At 36.0% G+C, this 21,774-nt stretch carries 19 protein-coding genes; 4 read left to right on the plus strand and 15 right to left on the minus strand.

Features of this window, described 5'->3' with window-relative positions; all coding sequences use genetic code 11:
* The first annotated feature begins 87 nt into the window (after positions 1–87).
* A complete protein-coding gene (locus tag ACZ41W_RS06060) occupies positions 88–1,989 on the plus strand; it encodes a type I glutamate--ammonia ligase (protein ID WP_464313991.1) in 1,902 nt (633 codons plus the stop codon).
* A gap of 167 nt (positions 1,990–2,156) precedes the next feature.
* Here ACZ41W_RS06060 and ACZ41W_RS06065 read toward each other — a convergent pair whose 3' ends face one another.
* From ACZ41W_RS06065 to ACZ41W_RS06110, 10 genes are all read right to left on the minus strand, one after another.
* Positions 2,157–4,400 (minus strand): peptidase U32 family protein, encoded by a 2,244-nt coding sequence (locus tag ACZ41W_RS06065; RefSeq protein ID WP_464313992.1) that lies wholly within the window; start codon positions 4,398–4,400, stop codon positions 2,157–2,159.
* A gap of 251 nt (positions 4,401–4,651) precedes the next feature.
* Positions 4,652–5,902 (minus strand): DUF1015 domain-containing protein, encoded by a 1,251-nt coding sequence (locus ACZ41W_RS06070; RefSeq protein ID WP_464313993.1) that lies wholly within the window; start codon positions 5,900–5,902, stop codon positions 4,652–4,654.
* Between the two features lie 30 nt (positions 5,903–5,932).
* Positions 5,933–6,850 carry a D-2-hydroxyacid dehydrogenase gene (locus ACZ41W_RS06075; RefSeq protein ID WP_464313994.1) on the minus strand — a complete coding sequence of 306 codons (918 nt, stop codon included), beginning with the start codon at positions 6,848–6,850 and terminating at the stop codon, positions 5,933–5,935.
* Between the two features lie 114 nt (positions 6,851–6,964).
* Positions 6,965–8,035: a pyridoxal-phosphate-dependent aminotransferase family protein gene (locus tag ACZ41W_RS06080; RefSeq protein ID WP_464313995.1), complete on the minus strand. Its 1,071-nt coding sequence runs from the start codon at positions 8,033–8,035 to the stop codon at positions 6,965–6,967.
* Between the two features lie 268 nt (positions 8,036–8,303).
* On the minus strand, positions 8,304–9,152 hold the full coding sequence (locus ACZ41W_RS06085; protein WP_464313996.1) for a DegV family protein: 849 nt from the start codon (positions 9,150–9,152) through the stop codon (positions 8,304–8,306).
* 135 nt (positions 9,153–9,287) lie between these two features.
* The gene (locus ACZ41W_RS06090) at positions 9,288–9,905 is read right to left on the minus strand and encodes a cyclodeaminase/cyclohydrolase family protein (RefSeq protein ID WP_464313997.1); all 618 of its coding nucleotides are present in this window, start codon (positions 9,903–9,905) and stop codon (positions 9,288–9,290) included.
* Between the two features lie 12 nt (positions 9,906–9,917).
* Positions 9,918–11,189, minus strand: a complete 1,272-nt coding sequence (hutI, locus tag ACZ41W_RS06095; protein ID WP_464313998.1) for an imidazolonepropionase — start codon at positions 11,187–11,189, stop codon at positions 9,918–9,920.
* 4 nt (positions 11,190–11,193) lie between these two features.
* Positions 11,194–12,087, minus strand: a complete 894-nt coding sequence (ftcD, locus tag ACZ41W_RS06100) for a glutamate formimidoyltransferase (RefSeq protein ID WP_464313999.1) — start codon at positions 12,085–12,087, stop codon at positions 11,194–11,196.
* A 47-nt stretch (positions 12,088–12,134) separates the two neighbouring features.
* Positions 12,135–13,091 carry an L-threonine 3-dehydrogenase gene (locus ACZ41W_RS06105; RefSeq protein WP_464314000.1) on the minus strand — a complete coding sequence of 319 codons (957 nt, stop codon included), beginning with the start codon at positions 13,089–13,091 and terminating at the stop codon, positions 12,135–12,137.
* A 139-nt stretch (positions 13,092–13,230) separates the two neighbouring features.
* Positions 13,231–13,521: a DUF1294 domain-containing protein gene (locus tag ACZ41W_RS06110; protein ID WP_464314001.1), complete on the minus strand. Its 291-nt coding sequence runs from the start codon at positions 13,519–13,521 to the stop codon at positions 13,231–13,233.
* Between the two features lie 88 nt (positions 13,522–13,609).
* On the opposite strand from ACZ41W_RS06110, the gene ACZ41W_RS06115 reads away from it, so the two are divergent.
* Entirely contained in the window at positions 13,610–14,095 is a 486-nt protein-coding gene (locus ACZ41W_RS06115) for an MgtC/SapB family protein (protein ID WP_464314002.1), read from the plus strand.
* A 71-nt stretch (positions 14,096–14,166) separates the two neighbouring features.
* On the opposite strand, the gene rbr is transcribed toward ACZ41W_RS06115, so the two are convergent.
* The 3 genes from rbr to asnS form a co-directional block, all read right to left on the minus strand.
* Positions 14,167–14,760, minus strand: a complete 594-nt coding sequence (gene rbr / locus ACZ41W_RS06120) for a rubrerythrin (RefSeq protein WP_464314003.1) — start codon at positions 14,758–14,760, stop codon at positions 14,167–14,169.
* A gap of 14 nt (positions 14,761–14,774) precedes the next feature.
* Positions 14,775–15,956: a response regulator gene (locus ACZ41W_RS06125; protein ID WP_464314004.1), complete on the minus strand. Its 1,182-nt coding sequence runs from the start codon at positions 15,954–15,956 to the stop codon at positions 14,775–14,777.
* A 144-nt stretch (positions 15,957–16,100) separates the two neighbouring features.
* Positions 16,101–17,492, minus strand: coding sequence for an asparagine--tRNA ligase (asnS, locus tag ACZ41W_RS06130; RefSeq protein ID WP_464314005.1), 1,392 nt, complete (start codon positions 17,490–17,492; stop codon positions 16,101–16,103).
* A 206-nt stretch (positions 17,493–17,698) separates the two neighbouring features.
* On the opposite strand from asnS, the gene ACZ41W_RS06135 reads away from it, so the two are divergent.
* The gene (locus ACZ41W_RS06135; RefSeq protein WP_464314006.1) at positions 17,699–18,871 is read left to right on the plus strand and encodes a GGDEF domain-containing protein; all 1,173 of its coding nucleotides are present in this window, start codon (positions 17,699–17,701) and stop codon (positions 18,869–18,871) included.
* A 7-nt stretch (positions 18,872–18,878) separates the two neighbouring features.
* Here ACZ41W_RS06135 and ACZ41W_RS06140 read toward each other — a convergent pair whose 3' ends face one another.
* Both ACZ41W_RS06140 and glsA read right to left on the minus strand, forming a co-directional pair.
* Complete coding sequence (locus ACZ41W_RS06140; RefSeq protein WP_464314007.1) at positions 18,879–19,940, minus strand: hypothetical protein; 1,062 nt, start codon at positions 19,938–19,940, stop codon at positions 18,879–18,881.
* Between the two features lie 45 nt (positions 19,941–19,985).
* Positions 19,986–20,903, minus strand: coding sequence for a glutaminase A (gene glsA / locus ACZ41W_RS06145; RefSeq protein WP_464314008.1), 918 nt, complete (start codon positions 20,901–20,903; stop codon positions 19,986–19,988).
* Positions 20,904–21,089: 186 nt separating this feature from the next.
* Here glsA and greA point away from each other — a divergent pair, with 186 nt between their 5' ends.
* Entirely contained in the window at positions 21,090–21,551 is a 462-nt protein-coding gene (greA, locus tag ACZ41W_RS06150) for a transcription elongation factor GreA (protein ID WP_464314009.1), read from the plus strand.
* Positions 21,552–21,774 lie beyond the last annotated feature (223 nt).

The following is a 21,774-nucleotide window of genomic DNA, read 5'->3' on the forward strand; positions in this document are numbered from 1 at the left end:
ATTTTTCGAAATTTTTTTTCGCTATTTTTGTTTACATTTTTTCAATTAATGTTATAATTGTTCATTATATGTTAAAGAGGTGAAATTATGATTTATGTAATTAAAGAGGAAGACAAGTCTCCTAAAAAACTGGCATCCTTATTGAAGGACCATCCTGAAATTAAGTTTATTTCATTACTTGCTGTAGATTTTGGCAATAATCATACCGACGAGAAGATTCCAGTCCAGCTTGTTATAGACGAACTAGAGGACTTTTTTAAATACGGTATTCAAACAGATGGTTCCTCTGTTAATCTTCCTGAAATTGCATCGATCAATAACGGCAAAATCGACCTTATTCCAGATATGGATGCCCGTTGGATCGTAGATTACAACATGTCGCATCCGCTTGAAGACGGTACTTTTTGCGGTTCCCTTATCATTCCAGCTTTCTTAAAACACGAAGGAAAAGAAGTGTGTTCAAGAAGCGTTCTTAAAAACGCAACTCTCAATTTTAAATCGGAAGTGATTCGTTTATTCTCAGAAAATCCCGAATTATTAGCGGATTACGAGGGGGTACACTCTGCTGACGATATCGAAGATGTTGTATTAACAAGTGCTACAGAATTAGAATTTTGGGTAAAAACGCCCGATTCAAAAACCGACGTTGAAAAACTCGCGACATCTCAGAATTTGAAAGAACAATACTGGAAACGAACATACGGACAAGTTCGTACTGCAATGGAAAAATCACTAATTGCACTTGAAAACTATGGATACGAACCAGAAATGGGACATAAAGAAGTGGGTGGCGTAAGTTCAAAACTTTCTGGCACCAACATTCACACACACGTAATGGAACAATTAGAAATCGACTGGAAATACGACACAACTGTCAATACTGCTGACAAAGAGTTGATTGCAAAAGATATTATTAAAGACATCTTTGAAGCAAATGGGTTATCTGTCACTTTCCAAGCAAAACCACTCGAAGGCGTAGCTGGCAGCGGAGAACATCATCATATTGGCGCAGCATTAAAACTCAAAAACGGAAAATCCATCAATTTATTTTCTCCAAAAAACATGACACAAAATTTTATGACACGCATTGGCTACGGATCACTTATGGGCATTCTGCACAATTACGAAGTCATCAATCCATTTGTATCTTCAACCAATGACAGCTTAAATCGTTTAAAACCTGGTTTTGAAGCGCCTATCTGTATCGTTTCATCACTTGGTCATTCTCCAGAAATTCCATCTAGAAATCGAACCGTTTTAATCGGACTTATTCGCGATATCAACAACAAATACGCAACAAGATTTGAGCTACGCGCGCCAAATCCAAATTCGAACTCATACCTATTGATGGCTGCTGTATACCAATCTTGCCTCGACGGGATACGTGCAGTAATTGACAGCAAAGAATCACTTGACGCCATCGAAAAAGGTTTCAATAAGCAATATGGCGAAAAACACTTTTATTTAGATGAACACCGCGTTTATCGTTCTGAAGAAGACGTATTTGATGATTTTACCGCAGAAGAGCGCGATAAATTCTTTGGAGTTCCTCCAAAAACAGTTTATGAAAACTTGCTTTCATTTGAGCAAAATGTGAAGAAAGCAGATATCTTGCTCAGCAATCAAGTATTCACAGATAAAATCATCGCTTCATACAAATCCTATATGTTAAGTGAATGGTCTATAGAATTAAAGGATCGCATCATTCCAGAACACATGCAAACGATTAGACGTTTTGCCAAGCTTCATACCGATGATGAAATTACCGATTTAGATGTTGTGAATTGGGAAAGAATTAAGACCATCAAACATCACTTGATGAAAGATTCATTAGACACAAAATCTCTCTTTACCCGTATAAAAGAGGCATTGGGAGAAGAAAACTACTCAAAAGCTTCCTTGCTTCAAATCGAAATGAATGCTCAAATGTCTCTATTGACCAAATTATACGCAGACTATAGACGCAACTTAATTGTTTTAAGAGATTAATTGTTTTAAGAGATTAATCGTTTTAAGAGATTAGGTAAGAGATTAAGTTTTTTAGAAATTAATAGTTTAGGATTTACATTCAAACATTCGTGTTATAAACAGACGTATCCATAAACAAAACGCTCCTTGATTTTTCAAGGAGCGTTTTTTATATACACTTTTTAGTTTTACATAATTTCTTTATTAAAATGACCTCTTGTATCTGTCTCTGGATTAAATGCAGAATATTTCATGTTGCCATTTAACTTATCAAATGCCATTTTAACAATCATTTCAACTTGTTCTGCGGATTCTGTAGTGAAATTCAACCTAAACGCTTCAACCCCTTGAATACTCGATAGTTCATCTAGAAGGTTGAGATTTTTACCATTTAAGAGCGTTGTCGAACAATCGTCGTGGGTCAAAATTGGAAACGTACCATGCTCATCTTTTAACTCATACTGTTTCGTTTTACAGATGCCACATTGGTTCATCTTCTTAAGTGGGCAGTACTTCGTAAACATCAAAGGCGCTTTACCATAAACGATCATTTCAAGAGCTGGATTTCCTTCATTCTCCGCTTGGTAAACTTTAAAGATATCCTCCAACTGATTTTTATTCAGTTCATAAGATAATGTGACGCGTTTGGCACCCAATCGATACAGTTCATAACAGCTCACTGCATTCACTACGTTAAAGGAATAATCCGCAACAAAAGGATTCGTTTCTCTATAGCGATACACTCCGCCATATCCGCCAATTAATAACTCTCCATCTTTTGAGACATATTCATTTTGATTTCTTCGAACAATATTTTCAAAATAAATGTTCTCAATTCCCAGTTTGACACACATATCATACTGCGCTTGATTTATTACTGTTGCCGTTATATACGGTTCAACCGGTTGAAAACTTATTTGATCTTTTATATGCGCTTCTTTTGTTCGATTCTTATGACTCTTGATTTTCATATCATAAAGGCCTTGGACAATATCTCTTCTTGCTCCGTTTAGCAGCTTCGCCGGGATAAAAGCATTTCGGTCTTCATACTCGACATGATTGAGTTCAAAAAGAGTATCGTTCAATCTAGAAAGCTGCTTGATAACTTGTTCTTTTGTCGTTGGATTGTTAATCGCAGCACCTAAGACTTCGTCGCTTTCATAAACACAAATAAAACCAAACCCTTCAGCTTCAACACGAAGTTTTTCATCAGGAGCTGCATACACTTTCATATTGAGATCGAACTTTTTAAATTCTTTATCACCAGACGCTTCAAGTTCTTTGTAATAGAAATAGTCCTTTGTTACAAATACTTGATCGCCTTTAGAAAGTTTTTCTTTTATTTTGATATAACAGATGTCTGTCGCACGATTCACCAAGTTGTCATCTTTGTCATATAGCTTAACAACTGTAAAGACTACATCTTCATTATTATGACTAATTCGAATGATATCATTCTGATTCAGCGGTTTTATCAAGGTTATTTCATACATATCCTTCAGCACCTTGCTAATTCTGCCAATTTCATACCCAACATTATTCGGACGCTCAATATTCGCAATTTCCTTTGGATCCTCATGAAACAGATACCCTTTAGTAAAAGTTCTGTTGAAAGTTTTATGCAAATTTGCTTTATCCACTTCCGTTATTTGATGATCTATCGCCTTTCGGTATTTAGAAACAACATTCGCGACATATGCAGGTTCTTTCATTCTACCTTCTATTTTAAGAGAATCAATTTCCACTAATTCTTCTATATTTTCTATTGTATTTAAATCTTTCGTCGACAAAATATAGCTTTTTCCCAAACAAGCGTCCGACGTTTTATCTATAACTTCGTACTCTTTTCTACATGAACCGACGCATCTTCCTCTATTCCCACTTCTATAACCAATGAGTCCCGACATCAAACAATTCCCAGAATACGATACACAAAGAGCGCCGTGAACAAATATTTCCAGTGGTATCTGAGCTATTTTTCGTATTTCTTTTACTTTTTCAATAGGCACTTCACGCGATAGCACAACTCGATCTGCACCTAATTCCTTAAAGAGTAATGTGCCTTCCAAATCATCAATTCCCATTTGAGTGGAACAATGAACTTCCATATCTTCAAAGTTTTTAACCATGAAATCAAATGCAGCGAGATCTTGTACAATGACACCATCAACCCCTATATCATTCAACTGATACATTTGTTGCTTCATTTCTTCAATTTCGCTTTCGAAAACGATGGTATTCATCGTCACATAGATCTTAACATTTCTTAGATGCGCATATTGAATCGCTTCTTTCAAAGTTTCAAAATCAAAGTTAGATGAATAAGCGCGTGCGCCAAATTTTTGCATTCCCAAATAAATGGCATCACATCCATTTGAAATTGCGGCTTTTAAAGCATCCATGCTACCTGCAGGAGCTAGTAATTCAGTCATTTTTTCCTCCATACTATGTGCAATTATGCACGAAGCGATTCAAACCGTTTATCAGAGCTTGTTTCAGTTATCCTCTCAATAAAATCTATCATTTTTGCCATAGTAGCATTATAACAATTCACGCTCAACTACACAAGCAATTAAAAAACTCTAAACCCATTTCTCAATGCGTTTAGAGTTTTATTATTTCGTCATTTTAATCTAACAATCCAAAATGTCTATCAATTAACCACAAAATCTATCAAGTAAGCTTACTCGCCTAATTTGTGAACAAATAATCCGCTTCTTAATTTCGGTTCAAACCAAGTTGATTTAGGCGGCATCACTTCACCAGCATCAGCAATGCTAATCAAATCGTTCATCGTTGTCGGATACATAGAAAACGCAACTGCAAAACCTTCTTTAACACGTCTTTCTAATTCTCCTAATCCTCTAATACCACCAACAAAGTCAATTCGATTATCTGTTCTAGGATCTTCTATTCCTAAAACTGGATGAAGAAGATTCTTTTGAAGAATTGACACATCTAAACGATTTACTGGATCAGCTGCATCATAAGTGCCTTCTTTTGCTTGAAGTTTGTACCAGCCACCGTCTAAATACATACCAAATGTAGCGCGTGCCATTGGCTTATAAGGTTCTGTTTGTGATAATTTTTCAACGATAAATTTCTCGCTGATTTCTGATAAAAATGCGTCTTTCGAACGACCATTTAAATCTTTCACAACGCGATTATAATCCATGATAAACAAATCTTCATCTGGGAATATAACTGCCATAAAGTAGTTAAATTCTTCAGTTCCATCATAGTTAGGATTTTCTTCTCTTCTTTTTAATCCAACTTTTACAGATGAAGCGGATCTATGGTGACCATCAGCGATATATAGATAATCAATCCCGTCAAAGATTTCTCCAACTCGTTTTACAAGCATTGCATCATCAAGCTTCCAGAAAATATGCGTAATGGCATCTTCTGAAGTGAAATTGTAAATTGGCATATGGAATTTAATCCAATCATTCACAATTTGATTGATTTCATCATTTTTTCTGTATGTTAAAAATACCGGTTCCGTATTCGCATCGCATCGATCAAAGTTATTGATTCTGTCGATTTCTTTTGCAACACGTGTAAATTCATGTTTTTTAATGATATCGTTGATATAATCATCAATCGATGTACATGCTACAATACCCGTTTGAACTCTACCATTCATTAACTGACGATAAATGTAATAAATCGGTTCTTGATCTTGTGTCATGATGCCATCTGTGATGAACTGATCTAAATTTTTTCTTGCTGTATCATAAACAAGCGAATCGTAATCGCCAACCGAATCCGGTAAATCGATTTCTGAACGCACAACGTGTAAATACGAGAAAGGATTGCCTTCAGCCATTTCTTTTGCTTCTTTTCGATTCATTACATCGTATGGTAAACAAGCTACTTTTTCAGCCAATTCTTGCTTTGGTGTGATGCCTTTAAACGGTCTTACTACTGCCACGATATTACCTCCAAAATTCAAATAAAATTATTAAACGTTAAAGTGCGCTCTAATCACTGCAATTGTCTCATCGCCGATTCTCTCTTGAGCTTCGCTCGTTGAAGCACCAATGTGCGGTGTTGCAGATACTCTCGGATGATCAATTAATGCTTGATTTTTCGTTGGCTCTTCTTCAAATACATCGATACCAGCGCCAGCGACCTTACCTGAATTTAACGCATCTAAAAGATCCGCTTCACATACAACACCACCTCTAGCAGTATTGATTAGGTAAACGCCATCTTTCATCAAGTCAAATTGTTCTTTCTTAATTGTTGCGCCTGTTTTCTTGTCAAACGGTATATGAAGAGAAATAAAGTCAGCCATTTTCAGCAAATCGTTTAACTCATAGTATTCGAATTGGCCATCATATGCAGAAACTCTACCGCTTCTATTCGTGTAAATAACTTTCATGCCCAATGCTTTCGCGCGAATAGCCACTTCATATGAAATTCTTCCCATTCCAATTAAACCAAGCGTTTTACTGTTTAATTCAATACCGCTATATTTATTTTTATTCCATTCGCCATTTCTCATGGTCACATTAGAAATATGAATAAATCTAGCCAAAGAAAACATGTGACCAATTGCAAGTTCAGCAACTGCTGCACTACTTGAATTCGGTGTATTTTTAACTGTAAATCCATGCTCAGCTGCATATTCATGATCAATATTATCAATACCAACGCCAGCACGAATCATCAGTTTAAGTCTGCTATCTTTAACTTGATCAATGAGATCTTTACGAATTTTTGTTGCTGAACGAATAACCACAACATCTGAGTCTCTTAATTGCTCAACAAGCGCCTCTCCATCGTAATGAGTCGTATCCACAAGATGTCCTTGAGCAACAAGTGCATCCACTGCACTCTTATCCATGCCATCATTTGCTAAAATTTTCAATTGCATGCTATTCCCTCCAATAGTATGATTTATCAACTCTTATGCACTTAACAACTCCTATGCATTTAACAAACAGGTTTCATAAATAGAGGCAATTGGTTACAATTGCCTCTAAAGTGATTATAAACCAAGAATTTCTTCAATGATTGACAATAATTTTTTCAATTCATCCATTTGAGTATCCGCCATATGAGCGATACGGAATGTAACGTCTTTCAACTTACCGTAACCATTTGAAATCATGTAGCCGCGTTCGCCGAGTGCTTTATTCAAATCAGAAACACTTAAGTTTTTAGTATTCTTAATCGTTGTTAAAGTGTTTGATGCATATTTTTCTTCCGCTAACATTTCGAAGTGTTTATTTGCCCATTCTCTTGTTACTTTTGCCATTTCAAGGTGTCTAGCAAATCTGTTTTCTAATCCTTCAGCAAGAATGTTGTCTAATTGATAATCTAAAGCAAACATATGAGACAACGATGGTGTTGACGGATATTGATAATCTTTTGTTTGGATATATTCATAAAGTTCAAGTAAATCGAAGTATAAACCTCTAAATTCTACTTGTTTAGCAGCTTCAACAGCTTTTTGTGAAATCGAACAAATTGATAATCCTGCTGGTAAACCAAGACATTTTTGAGTTGATGTAATACAAATATCTACGCCTAATTTGTCCACTTCAATTTTAGTACCGCCTAAAGAGCTTACTGTATCTAAGCAGAAGATGACATCAGGGTATTTTTTCATCACTTCAGCAATTTCATCCACTGGATTCATAATACCTGTAGAAGTTTCATTATGTGTAATGGTGATTAAATCGTATTTGCCAGTTGCGAGTGCTTCTTCAACCATCTCTGGTGTCGTTGGTTGTCCAAGTTCAGACTTGATAATATCCGCCGGAACATTGTTAGAAGTTGCCATTTTGTACCATCTGTCTCCAAAAGCGCCTACAGAGAAAATAGCTGCTCTTTTGCGAGTACATGATCTAACAGCACCCTCCATAAGACCACTACCTGATGAAGTCGATAATAAGATTTCATTTTCTGTGTACATCAATTTTTTGAGTTTCTCAGATATACTTCTTTGTAATGCAGAAGCGTCTTTCGTTCTATGACCGATCTGTGGTGTTGCCATTTTTAAAAGAACGTCTTCTCTTACGTCAACTGGACCTGGAATAAATAATTTCTTATGCATTTAAGTCACCTCAAAATTAATATTTTAATCACCCTAATCATAACATTTAATCTGTGGAATAACAACATTTGTCCCACCTTGAAATCGCTAAAAAGTTTTAAATTTATTTCATAAATTCAAATATTTGTGTAAGATTGATAAAAAATTTAGACAAAATACAAAAAAATAGCTTATTTGTACAAAAAAAAAAGAATAGATGCATTCAAATCGCTTGAACAGCACACTATTGCTGAATCAACAATTGAAAACATCTATTTGTTTAAAAGCACTAAAACGCCACAATAATACCTTTTTTATCTGCATAAAGCGAAGAGAGCCCTGCACATTTAATATTGATGACATCGTCTAAATCTAATGTATTTCTGAGTTCTGTTTCAATTTGATTCGCACGCTCTGGGTTCCCAACATGCGTAATAGAAACAATCTTTCTACCACTTTTTTTCAACTCTTCTTGCATCATTTCAATCAAGCGCGAATACGCTTTGTTTGTATTTCGAACTTTTTCAAATAACTTAATTTCTCCATGACCATCTGATCCCATAATCGGTAAGATATTCAAAGTAGAAGCTAAAAGTCCTTTCCATTTTGAAATTCTGCCGTTTTTTACTAAATTGTCCAGCGACTCTGAAATAAAGAACACTCGCATTCCATCGATAAACTCAGTCACAGACTCAACAAGTTTTTCTTTAGAATAATTCAATTGTTTGAATTCATGAATCATGCGCGCAACCAACGTCTCACCTGCAGCTGCTCCCTGAGAGTCAAACACATGAATAAACGCTTTATTAGGATCATTTTCATGCTCTGTATCATATAAATTCTTTGCCAACACCGCCGTGTTATACGTACCGCTCAATTTAGACGAAATCGTCACAACATAAACTTCATCCTCTTCTCCTTCAAAATACGACATAAAGTCATTGGGTGAAGGACAAGCAGATTTTGGTGTTTCTTGTGATTTTTTCATTGTTTCAACAAAGGCATCTACGTCTAATGTTTCGTCATCTATATATTCTATTCCATCGATGAATAGTTTAAATGGCACGATGGTTGTTGGATATTTTTTTTGAAAATCTGCATCCACATCTGTAGAACTATCGCCAACAATTTTGTACATGAAGTCATCTCCTAATCAATTAATACCTTTATTATACTGTAGTTCGTTTTGAATTTCAAACTATAAAAAAACTGCCATTTCTGGCAGTTTTACATTTAACTCATTGTATTTTAATAAGAGCCTCGCTCTACACTACTATAAATCAGACAACGCTAAGATTGCTTGCTCTTTTTCAATTGCTAATTGCTCTAATTTCGCAACTTGCTCTTTCATCTGAGCCACGTAAGCCTCATCTTTGATTGAACCTAAATTAATTTTTACGTTGTAAAGAGCCGCAAGGATTGCAGTTCTTGCCATCATTGCAGATACTAACGCATCCGTTTGAGCATTTGAGTTCCCAGACTTCACAAGTAACGCAATGTCATCAAATAAAACAGCCGTTTTTTCTGCAACTTCAAGAGGAACAGATGCTGCATACTTCATTCCATCTTGAATTTGAGCAGTTCTAAATGCCTTCTCTTCATCCGTTTCTTTAGGCAGTTTAAATGCTTTCATGACGCTGTCAAATGAGTTGGCATCTTTATCGATTAAATCGACAAATTCCAGTCTTCTTGCATGCATTCTTTCTGCAATAGCAGCCATTTCATCTGAAACAGACTCATAATTCTTTTTACCTACTGTTAAATTTGCTACCATAGCAGATAAAGCGGATGATAAAGCCGAAGAAAGTGCTGCTACACTCCCACCACCTGGAACTGGTTCACTTGATTCTAACTGTTCGATAAACCCTTGTAATCCTAATTCTTTTAACATGTAACCCTCCAATTAGTATGGTTGATTGTATTCCTTATCTAAAATTAACACACCGTTCTTAATCACTTTTTCTACCGTGCTCACTGCGATATGATAAGGTAAAAACTTATATGATGGAAACTCATGTATGACTAAATCTGCTTTTTTACCGATGTCGATACTGCCAATTTGATCCGCTCTATCAAGGGCTGCTGCGCCATTTATAGTAAGAGCTGTGATTGTTTCTTCAATGGTCATTCCCATTTGGTTTGTCGCTAAGGCAATTAATAACGGAATCGACTCTGTAAAGCAGCTTCCAGGATTAAAATCCGTCGATAATGCCACTACCAAATTTTGATCAATCATATAACGCGCTCTCGCGTAATGCTCTTTCAATGAAAATGCTGTACATGGAAGTAACGTCGCAACTACTCCAGCCTCTTTCATGCGCTGAATGCCCTCATCAGATGCTTGAAGTAAATGATCAGCAGATACCGCACCGAGTTCAGCTGCAAGTTCAGCTCCGCCTAATTGAACAATCTCGTCTGCATGCACCTTGAGTTTAAATCCACGTTTTCTCGCAGCACTTAAGAATTTTCTCGATTGTTCTATCGAAAACACGTTTTGTTCACAGAAAATATCAGCGAACTCCGCTAATCCTCTCTCATCAACAATTGGCAATACTTCATCAATCATAAAATCGATAAATGCATCTGGATTTTCTTTATACTCACTTGGTCGAGCATGAGGGCCTAAAAACGTCGTTACAATATCGAGTGAATGTAACTTGTTCAGTTCCTTCATAACTTCGAGTTGTTTGATTTCCGTCTCTAAGTCAAGTCCGTAACCACTTTTTCCTTCAACAGTTGTCACGCCAAAGCTCGTCATAGAATTCAACCGTTTAACACCGATTTGAATCAGTTCTTCTTTGGTTGTATTTTTGGTTCCTCTTACAGAGTTAATGATCCCGCCGCCTTTTGACATAATATCCATATAGGATACGCCATTTAAACGCCAGTTATATTCTTCTTCTCTGTAGCCACCAAAGATAAAATGTGTATGAGAATCGACAAAACCTGGGAGTACGCACTTATTAGTTGCATCAATAATTTTGAAATCTTTTTCAATATAAGATTGTAAATCAAGCTCATCTGTGGTTATTTTCGTAATGATCCCGTCTTCAACAACAACAGATGCATTTGTTACCACTTTCAAATCCTGCATTTGGGCGCCTGCTTTGCCCTTAAAACCACTACAAGTGACAACTTCAGATGCATTATAAACGACTAAACTGCCTTTTTTCATGAAATTACTCCATTATTCTTTTTTCTAGAACTTGATCGTAAGAAAATGCTTCGATTCCTAAATAGTATTCTGCTGTTCCAATTAACGCATCCATTGGAACCAATCCAATCACTTCACTGCCAACAATAGAAACGCCGTAACGTTGTGCTTCGATTTTTACAAGTTCAAATGCTCTATAGAGAGGTGTTTTTGTGAAATCCGTCATGTTCATTGAAATCTGAACAATGCCTCTTTCTTCAAGGGCAATTCCAAGCGCTTTACAGTATCTTAAACCACCACTTAAATGTCTTACATTTTTAGCAATTTTATTGGCAATTTCAAGGTCATTTGTATTTAAATTCACATTAAATGCAACGAGCGGCATTCTAGCTCCAATTGCTGTAATCCCAGCAGTTGGATGGATTTCAGTACCGAAATCAGGCGCCCATTCTGGATCTTTAATTTTTTCAGGCATGCCTTCAAATTGACCTTTTCTTAAATTGGCTAAATTTTCTCTAGCTGTTGATGTTGCAGATTTTTCATATAAGAAACTTGGAATGCCATGCGTTTTATATACTTCTGCAGCAACCTCTTTTGAAAGTTCAACACATTCTTCCATCGTTACATTTTTAATCGGAATAAATGGCACTACATCCGTTGCGCCCATACGTGGATGTTGACCTTCATGTTTTGTTAAGTCAATAATTGTTGCTGCAATCCCCATCGCTTCAATAACAGCTGTTTTTAAAGGTTGTTTTTCACCAACAACAGTGACAACCACTCGATTGTGGTCTCCATCAACGCTATAATCTAAAAGTTTTACGCCTTCTTTTGCTCTAAAAGCAGACAGAATTTTTTCAACTTTTTCTAAGTCTCTACCTTCACTAAAATTTGGAACACATTGAATGATTTGATTCATACTAACCTCCAAGTTGATTTAATATGATGAGCATAACAAATAACCGTCTATTTTACGTTTAATTTAACGCTTAATTTTTCAAGCATATCTTTTGTCATCGTTTCTAAATTGAATTTTGGATTCCAATTCCATTCAGCTCTCGCACAAGAATCATCCAGTGAGTTTGGCCAAGAGTTTGCAATGTCTTGTTTGATTGGATCGACTGCGTAATCCATCTCAAATTCTGGAATGTGTTTTTTGATTTCGTTTTTGATGTCTTCTGGACAGAAACTCATCGCTGTAATATTAAATGCGTTTCTATGAATGAGTTTAGAGCCATCTGCTTCACACATTTGAATAATTGATTCAATTGCATCTGGCATATACATCATATCCATATAAGTATCAGCCGCTAAGTTACATGTAAATTTTTTATTTTTAATTGCCTCATAGTAAATATGAACAGCATAATCTGTCGTTCCACCGCCTGGTAAAGCAGCATATGAAATCAAGCCTGGGAAACGTACCCCTCTTGTATCAACGCCATACTTTTTAAAATAATAGTCACAAAGTAATTCACCCGCTACTTTAGAAACACCGTAAATTGTCGTTGGACGTTGGATAGTATCTTGAGGTGTTAAATCCGCTGGTGTAGAAGGTCCAAACGCAGCAATTGAACTTGGTGTAAATACCATAGCGCCTGTTTCTCTTGCCACTTCTAGACAGTTGTACAGACCATTCATATTCACATCCCAAAGTAACTGTGGATTTGCTTCGCCAACTGCGGAAAGCAAAGCAGCTAAATTCATGATTGTATCAATTTCATATTTTTTCACCAGTTCAAGTAATCTATCGTGGTCTTTTACATCAAGAATTTCAAAAATACCCTCATCTTCAACACAAGTGTTTTTGCATGGACGAATACTTGTAGCGACAACATTTTCAACACCGTACTTTTGTCTTAAAGCGACTGTTAATTCTGTGCCTATTTGGCCACAAGCTCCCGTAACTAATATTTTCTTCATTTAGCGCTCCCCTTTTATTAAGTTATTTAAAAAAGTACATACCATTATTATTTTACATGATTGATTTTAAGAGTAAAACAAATGTTTTCAAAAATATTTTAACAATTGTTAATTTTTTAGAAATTCACATGATTTTCTTTTAAAAATTGACGAGTTGCAATGACTGATTCATCACCAAATAGATGATAAACGCAATAAATGCGGTCATACCTAAACAAGCGACCAATTTGAAGATCAATTTATTGATTTTATGCTTAAAACAAATCATGCCCATTGCCAGGCCAAAACTTCCACCAATAATGGAAAGTCCAATGAGCATGGACTCAGAAATCCGCCATTTATCTGTTTTTGCATACCATTTATCCAGCATCATTAAGATGTATACCGCTACATTAAGTACCGCCCAGATAACTGTCATAGTCTTTAACATATTATTCCTCCACATGAGATGATCATGAGTATATTTTTTGATGAAATAAGGGTATAATGATTTCATATTAATTTTAGAAGGTGATTCTATGGAACTTAGTGGTCAAAGTATTATCAAAATATTAGTTGCCGTTCTCATTGGCGGCTTAATCGGACTTGAAAGAGAAGCTTCTCGTCGCCCTGCCGGCCTTAGAACACATATTCTCGTGTGTGTTGCGAGCGCAATGGTTATGGATGTTAATCTTGCAATGGCAAGTATCTATGTGCCCTCTGATCCAATGCGCCTAGGTGCTCAAGTCATCAGCGGAATGGGCTTTTTGGGCGCTGGTACAATTATCAAAGAAGGCAATCATATCCGTGGTCTTACGACTGCAGCTGGTTTATGGGCAGTGGCATGTCTCGGGATTGTCATTGGCGCTGGATTTTATCTGATGGCTATCTTTGCATCTCTTGTAATGGTCATTATCCTGAAAACACTTGGGCAATTAGAAGACCTCTACAGAAAGCGCATCCACAATAAAAATAACAAGTATAAAGAATCAATTCCTGCTGATCCAAACAGCAAGGAAGATTAAACAATCCCCACATAAGTAAAAGGAAAATGTCCAAACATTTTCCTTTTTTTGATTTTACCGTTTATATCGAGTTAATAACGTTCAACATTTGCTTCAAAATATCCCTTTGGATGTACGCATGCAGGGCATTTTTCTGGTGCTGAATCCCCTTCATGAACATATCCACAATTGCTGCATTTCCACTGGATTTTTTCATTTTTATTAAACACTTCATCTTTTTCAATATTGTCAGCTAATTTTCGATATCTTGCTTCGTGATGTTTTTCTACGGATGCAATAAACTTAAAAGCAGCCGCTACTTCAGTGAACCCTTCTTCTTCAGCTATCTTTGCAAACTCAGGATAAAGTTCACTCCACTCTTCATTTTCCCCATCTGCAGCGGCTTTCAAATTTTCGAGTGTCGTTCCTTGAGCAACAGGATACATCGCATGAATATCAATTGCTGTCGGTAACTCATCTTTCAACCCTTCAAGTAATAACTTGTAAAAGCGCTTTGCGTGTTCTTTTTCATTTTCTGCTGTTTCTAAGAAAATATTTCGCATTTGCTTATAACCCTCTTTATCCGCGACAGACGCATAAAAAGTATACCGATTTCTCGCTTGTGATTCACCTGCAAATGCTTTTAGTAAATTTTCAGCTGTTTGTGTTCCTTTCAATGATTTCATGCATTTCCTCCTTGCTATTTTTTTAGTGTAATGACACAACGGGTCATCAAAGAATCTGTGGAGAGTTCAACGTGGCCACCATGTCTATTCACTATTATATCATAGACAATACTTAAACCGAGTCCAATATTATTTTGACGCCATTTTGTCGTATAAAATGGTTGAAAAAGTTTTGTATCCTGCACACGAGCTAAGCCTTCGCCATTATCCTCTATGACAATGAACGTGTGTGCTTCAAAATCATAAGTTTTTAGCCGAATCATGCTGTCTTTTCTATCTTTACATGCATCAATTGCATTCAACATCACGCAGATAATCGCCTCAATTAACTCGCCTCGATTTGCATATATGAGCCCTTCTTCTTTATAATCCTTCTCAATGATCTGGATCGTTTTAAGTTCATGCGTCAAAAGCATGATGGCTTGCTCGACTGCTTCAGAAGTTTTAACATATGAATATCCTGAACGAATTGACGAATTTGCTTCTCTTTCTAACTCTTCGATCACTTTACCTATTTTCTCACTAATTTGCTTAGCGAATTCTAATTTTGGCAACAAAAATTGTTGTTTTTCAATGACTTCATTCATACTCATCATTTTATCAAAATGAGATATTTCATTAAACGTATCCGCTAAAACATCTTCCATCTCTTGGAGTGGTTCTTGAATCTCATTCATGAGTCCTCCCACCAATCGCCCAATAATGGTAATCTTGCCTTTTTCAATAAGATAGTTCTGTGTTTCACTCAGTTCTTGATTTAATTTTAATAGTTCACTATTTTTCTTTTCGGTTATTTTTGTCATTTCAAATAGTTGCTTATGTTCTTGTATCATATGGATTGCGGATTGTATCCTTGCTGAAAACTCAACTCCGTTAAAAGGCTTATGAATATAATCAAGTGCACCGAGTTCAAAGCACTCTTTAAATATATGCACATCATCCACTGTTGTCATCATGATAACTTTGATTTGATCGAGTAGTTTTTCTTCTTTCAGCTCTCGAAGCATATCGACTCCCGAAAGTCCTGGCATGATAATATCCAGTAAAATCAGATCTACGCCTTCATTTTCAATAATATCAAGTGCTTCTTCTGCATCAATTGCCGTGATAATTTCAAGTTCATATGGCATCGTTCTAAGCGCATCTTCTGCGATTTTCAGATTCATTTTACTGTCATCTACAATCAGTATTCTCATAATGCCTCCTGTGGTAAAATGCTCATGCCGTGTAAAACAATCATTTAGTACATTACATTTACCCTTTCGACATCGTAATTAACATAAAAAAAGCTATTTTGATCAGGCGCCTCATCGGACATGCCTCATCAAAATAGCTCAATGTTAGAAATCTGCGTTTTTTACTGTTCTTGGGAAAGGTACAACGTCACGAATATTCGACATACCTGTTAAATACATAATCATACGTTCAAATCCCAACCCGAAACCAGCATGTTTTGCCGTTCCAAATTTTCTTAGCTCCAAATACCACCAGTAATCCGATTCGTGTAATCCAAGTTCTTTGACGCGTTCAATTAATTGCTCGTAACGCTCTTCTCTTTGTGAACCTCCGATCAACTCGCCAACTCCTGGTACCAATAAATCCATTGCGGCAACAGTTTTTTGATCTTCATTCATTCTCATATAGAACGACTTAATTTCTTTTGGATAGTTCGTTACAAATACCGGACAGTTATAGATGACTTCAGACAAGTATCTTTCATGTTCAGTTTGTAAATCAGCGCCCCAATAGATTGGATATTCAAACGTTTCACCTGATTTTAAGAGCGCTTCAATTGCTTCTGTATAAGTGACTTTACCAAATTCAGAGTTGAGAACGTGATTCAATCTTTCTAATAGACCTGTATCAATTCTCTCATTAAAGAACTTCATCTCTTCTGGACACGTTTCAAGGACATAAGAAATAATGTATTTCACCATATCCTCTGCCAACTCCATATCATCCTCTAAATCTGCAAATGCGATTTCAGGTTCGATCATCCAAAATTCAGCAGCATGTCGTTTGGTGTTCGAGTTTTCTGCTCTAAAAGTCGGTCCAAAAGTATAAATGTTTCTAAATGCCATCGCAAATGTTTCGCCTTCAAGCTGACCACTTACAGTTAAATTCGTTTCTTTTCCGAAGAAATCTTGTTCTGTATCCAGTTTACCCTCTTCGTTCATCGGTAAATTATTCAGATCAAGTGTCGTTACTCTAAACATTTGCCCTGCGCCTTCTGCGTCACTTCCAGTAATAATTGGCGTATGCACATACACAAATCCTCTATCTTGGAAAAACTTATGGATGGCATAAGATGCAGCCGATCGAACTCTGAAGACAGCTGAAAAAGTATTGCTTCTCGGTCTTAAATGCGCGATGGTTCTAAGGTACTCCATTGTATGTCTTTTCTTTTGTAATGGATAATCTTGAGTGGAATACCCTTCTACAACAATGCTATCTGCTTTAAGCTCAAAAGGTTGTTTCGCTTCAGGTGTTGGAATCAATTTTCCTCTTATAACAAGCGCAGAAGAAATTGCACATTTTTCAATATCAGCAAAATTACTTAATGTATCATCATAAACAATTTGTAAGTTATTAAAGTAAGTGCCATCATTTAATTCAATAAAACCAAATGTCTTTGAACTTCTTGAAGTTCTGATCCAACCAGATACTTGAATCTCTTTTTCTACATATAATTCTGGTTTAAGAAATAATTCTCTAATCACGATGTTTTTCATATAGCCTCCGATAGTCCGATTTAGTGTTACTCGGAAAGTTACTCAAATTCTATTAAATTATAATACATGCAACGCATTTAGTCAAAAACTACTGTTAAAATATACCAAAGAAATCTCTGAATCTCTCCTATTTTTTTCGAATAACTTTTGAGCATTTTCTTACAATGGGGTATAATTAAAAATGCATTGAATTCTATGGAGGTTATATGGATAAAATAGATTGGTTACTCATCAGCAGTTCACTCTTTCTGTTGAACGTCTTTTTTCAGCAATTTATCAAGAAAAACAATACGCTAAGCGCATCTTCCGGACTCATACCTTTTTTCGCACTCATTGGAACTCAGAATATTTCTCTTTACAATACGAGCTTTACTGTTTTTAAATTAGCTCTTGGACTTACCTTTATTCTATTTATAGTGGATCGTCTTTTCCAAAAAAAATTGACCAGTCCCTATTTTTCATTACTCAATACCCTTATTGCCTTAGCTGTCATTTTTATGTTTTCATCCCATATACGAATGCCTTTACTCATCATCAACGTCACTTTGATCTTAAGTGCGACGTTTTCAATCGTTTTCAGACTTTATGATTACAACGAAAGCCATTCTAAGCAGCATAAGGAAATTATGGAAATTTCATTTATCGGTTATATTGGCGCTCTAGCGGTCGGGATTGGAAATTCAGGATTTTATTTGTACATTGGGCTTTTGATATGGATTATTTACCAAATGGCTGAAATTGCCCTTCACGTCAATCATTTTAATCAAACACATGCGAATATCCTCGCTCGACTGAATGATTTAGAAGAGCGTTTTGAACGAACCGTTGAGTTTGAAGCTAAAAAAAGAACCGCTGTTATGGCAGATAAAGTGGAATACATTCGAGAAAAGTCTCAGAAAGATCCTTTATCAAAGGCTTATAACCGCAATGGCATCACAAATGAAATCAATGGATTAATCAATGATACAAGCGTCAAAATATTCTCTATCTGCATGTTCGATATTGATTTTTTCAAGACGATAAACGACACAAGAGGCCATGCTATTGGCGATGAATGTATAAAATTTTTAGCCTACGCGTTTATGTCGAATAACCGTAAAACAGATATGTTGGGTCGATTTGGTGGTGATGAATTTATCTTGGTAATGCCTCACGTCAATGCGCCTGCAGCAATGGAAATTTGCGACCGTTTGAGACTTGAAGTCGTACAAAAGTCAAATCCAAAATTCACCATTTCCATGGGAATTGCAACCTACCCTTACGATGGTAGAACTTTCTCAGAGCTCTTAGAAGCAGCTGATAAGGGTCTTTACCACGCTAAAGAAACCGGTAAAAATAAAGTCTCTTATACCGGGAAAGTGCCAATCCTAAAAAAATAAAGTGCAATCACTGGTTCGATTGCACTTCAAAATCATAAATAATCATGTTATCCGTTAATGAGTATAACGTATAAAGTACTTTATTATAAATTGTTTTCCCAGACATGGTTTCAAGAATTTCAACGACATAAATATGCGTTACAGTATCTGAAACATCTACTTCATAAGGATAAAATCGAACAAAATGATAATCTGTAGAGACATTGCGATCTACAGATTGAATTTTTTGTGCAGCTGGCGACTCAATTTTGACAAGTTCTGTCAATTGATTAAGAGAGGTTTCATCCGTTGAATCCGCTTGTATAAATGTTTCCCATCTCTGATTAAATTGCAAAATCAATTCATAAGCTTCCGTTGAAATTTTCACTTCAGTCGTTGGCAATTCTTGGCTAGACGAATCCTCTGAGCGTTCACTTGCTGCTGTTTCGCTATGATATCCCGTCCATGATTCAGCGCTTTTAAAATTTACCTTTGCGATATAATCCGTGACACCAAGACCCTTTTGTAGAGTTCTTTCTTCGTAGCTGCCATTATTCGAACTATAACTCACGGTAATTTTTGAACCATCTTCGCTAATTGATAGAATCTCACCCGTTATCTTTGCCCAATTTCCCAACTCACTTTTACAGGATTTTGACCATTTATGTCCTACCTTAAGTGGTAATTGAAGTAAAATCATCTCCTGATAATCCGTTTCATTCAGAAGATCTCCTTTTACAGTCTGAATGATTTCTTTACTCGTTACAGTTAAATCAATTCTAAACTGATCATCCTTCAGCGATTGAACGGAAGAACGATCTTTCACTGTACCAGTTAAAGACCATGTTTGACTCCCTTTGTCCAACGTCTTTTCAATTTTTTCAATTTGATGAAAATAGCCATTTTCACCACCGTACCCTTCTAAAGAATTGGGTAAAAATTCAAGAAGTTCTCGACTCGCTGTGCGATTTTCATCAATTTCCAACTGATTACTTATCGATTGTATAAAAACATATGCGATTACTGTTATGATCATTGCAACAAAAAACGCAATCCACTTTGAATTTGTTTTCAATTTTTTAAACTGCATTTAAAATCCTCATTATAGGCTTAACGGATGAATACGTCATTCGACCTAATAGATACAAAGTTTCAACTCAGAAGACAACTTTTCTAGTAATTTGACACCTGCACAACTATTTCCTTTTTTATCAAGCGCAGGACCAAAAACACCAATCCCCATGCGGTCTAGAACCGTACATAAAACGCCTCCGCCTACACCGCTTTTAGCAGGCATGCCTACATTTATGGCAAATTCCCCCGAACCATCGTACATACCGCAAGTTGCCATATACGACTTGACTATATGCGCATATCTCTCCGGAAATATTCTTTCGCCTGTTAAAATATCGACGCCGTTTTTAGCAAGTAACGCTCCCATATACGCCAAATCCAATGTATTCACTTCAATTGAACATTGCTGAAAATAAACATCTAATACCGATTCGACATCTTCAGTAATATTTCCGACATCTTTCAAAAAATATGCCATAGCGCGGTTTCTGTGTCCCGTTTTTGATTCTGATAAATAAACAGATTCATTGACACAAATCGAATCATTATGTGTTATTTTCTTAAAAAAATCAAGAATTCGACTGATTTTTTCGGCGCCTGTATTTCCTTTAATCAACGAAGTGACCGAAATAGCGCCAGCATTGATCATCGGATTTAAAGGTTTGTGTTCATCGTATGTTTCTAAACGAACAATTGAATTAAAAGGATCTCCCGTAGGTTCCTTTCCGACTTTGCTAAAGACAACCTCTTCACCATTGTCGAGTAGCGCCAATAATAGCACCATGGGTTTGGATATACTTTGTATGGTAAAGCTTTGTGACGCATCGCCAGCTTGATAAATATTCCCATCACAATCTATAATGGCAATACCTAATTGCTCCGGATTTGCTTTTCCGAGTTCTGGTATATAGCTTGCTACTTTCCCCTGTTTTGAGTAGGGTCTGAATTCTTCCACTAAGTCATTTAACAAATTCTGCATTCAGTCACCTCATATTCATTTGTTATGCACACTTACCATTATAGCAGTCCCGTGATAAATTAAAAGAAAAGTTGTACGATATTTTAAACAATTCTGGCAGTCACACGATTAATTATTTACAAACACCACTTAATTTGGTACTATATTATATGTTACATATCCATATCACATAAGGAGTTGTCTGGAATGAAGAAAACTTTATTAACGGAATCAGCACTTGCTAAATTACAACAAGAGTATGATGAACTCATTGAAAAAAGACATCAAATTTCTGAAGAGATTAAGCGTGCTAGAGGATTTGGCGATTTATCAGAAAACGCTGAATACCATGCAGCAAGAGAAGCTCAGTCTCATAATGAAACTGACATATTAAAATTAAAAGAAATTCTTGAGAGCTATGAGCTTGTAGAAGAACCAAAAGACAAAAACAGCATCACGATTGGTTCAAAAGTTAAAATTAAATATCTAGATTTCAATGAAGATGAAGAAATTCAAATCGTTACTAAGATTGAATCGGATCCACTTCACAATAAAATCTCGAATGAATCCCCTATTGGTAGCGCATTAATGGGTAAAAAAGCAGGAACTACAGTAGAAGCAAACTCACCTAATGGCATTGTTAAAATTCAAATTATCGAACTTCTATAATCCGGCCGAACAAATAAAGTTGAATTCATTACAATTCCAATTGAACACGCAATTCATCACTCAATCTACCATTTAATCCATTATTTAATCAATTAGAAGCCCAAATTTTCTCTCGTAGAGTAAATGGCTTCTTTTTTTTATCATTTTCTCCGCTTCATTTTCTCCATAAAAAGCATAAAAAAAGCGCCTACAGCTAAATTCACTGTAAGCGCCGAAGGGATGT

It is taken from the genome of Fusibacter fontis (assembly GCF_055378735.1).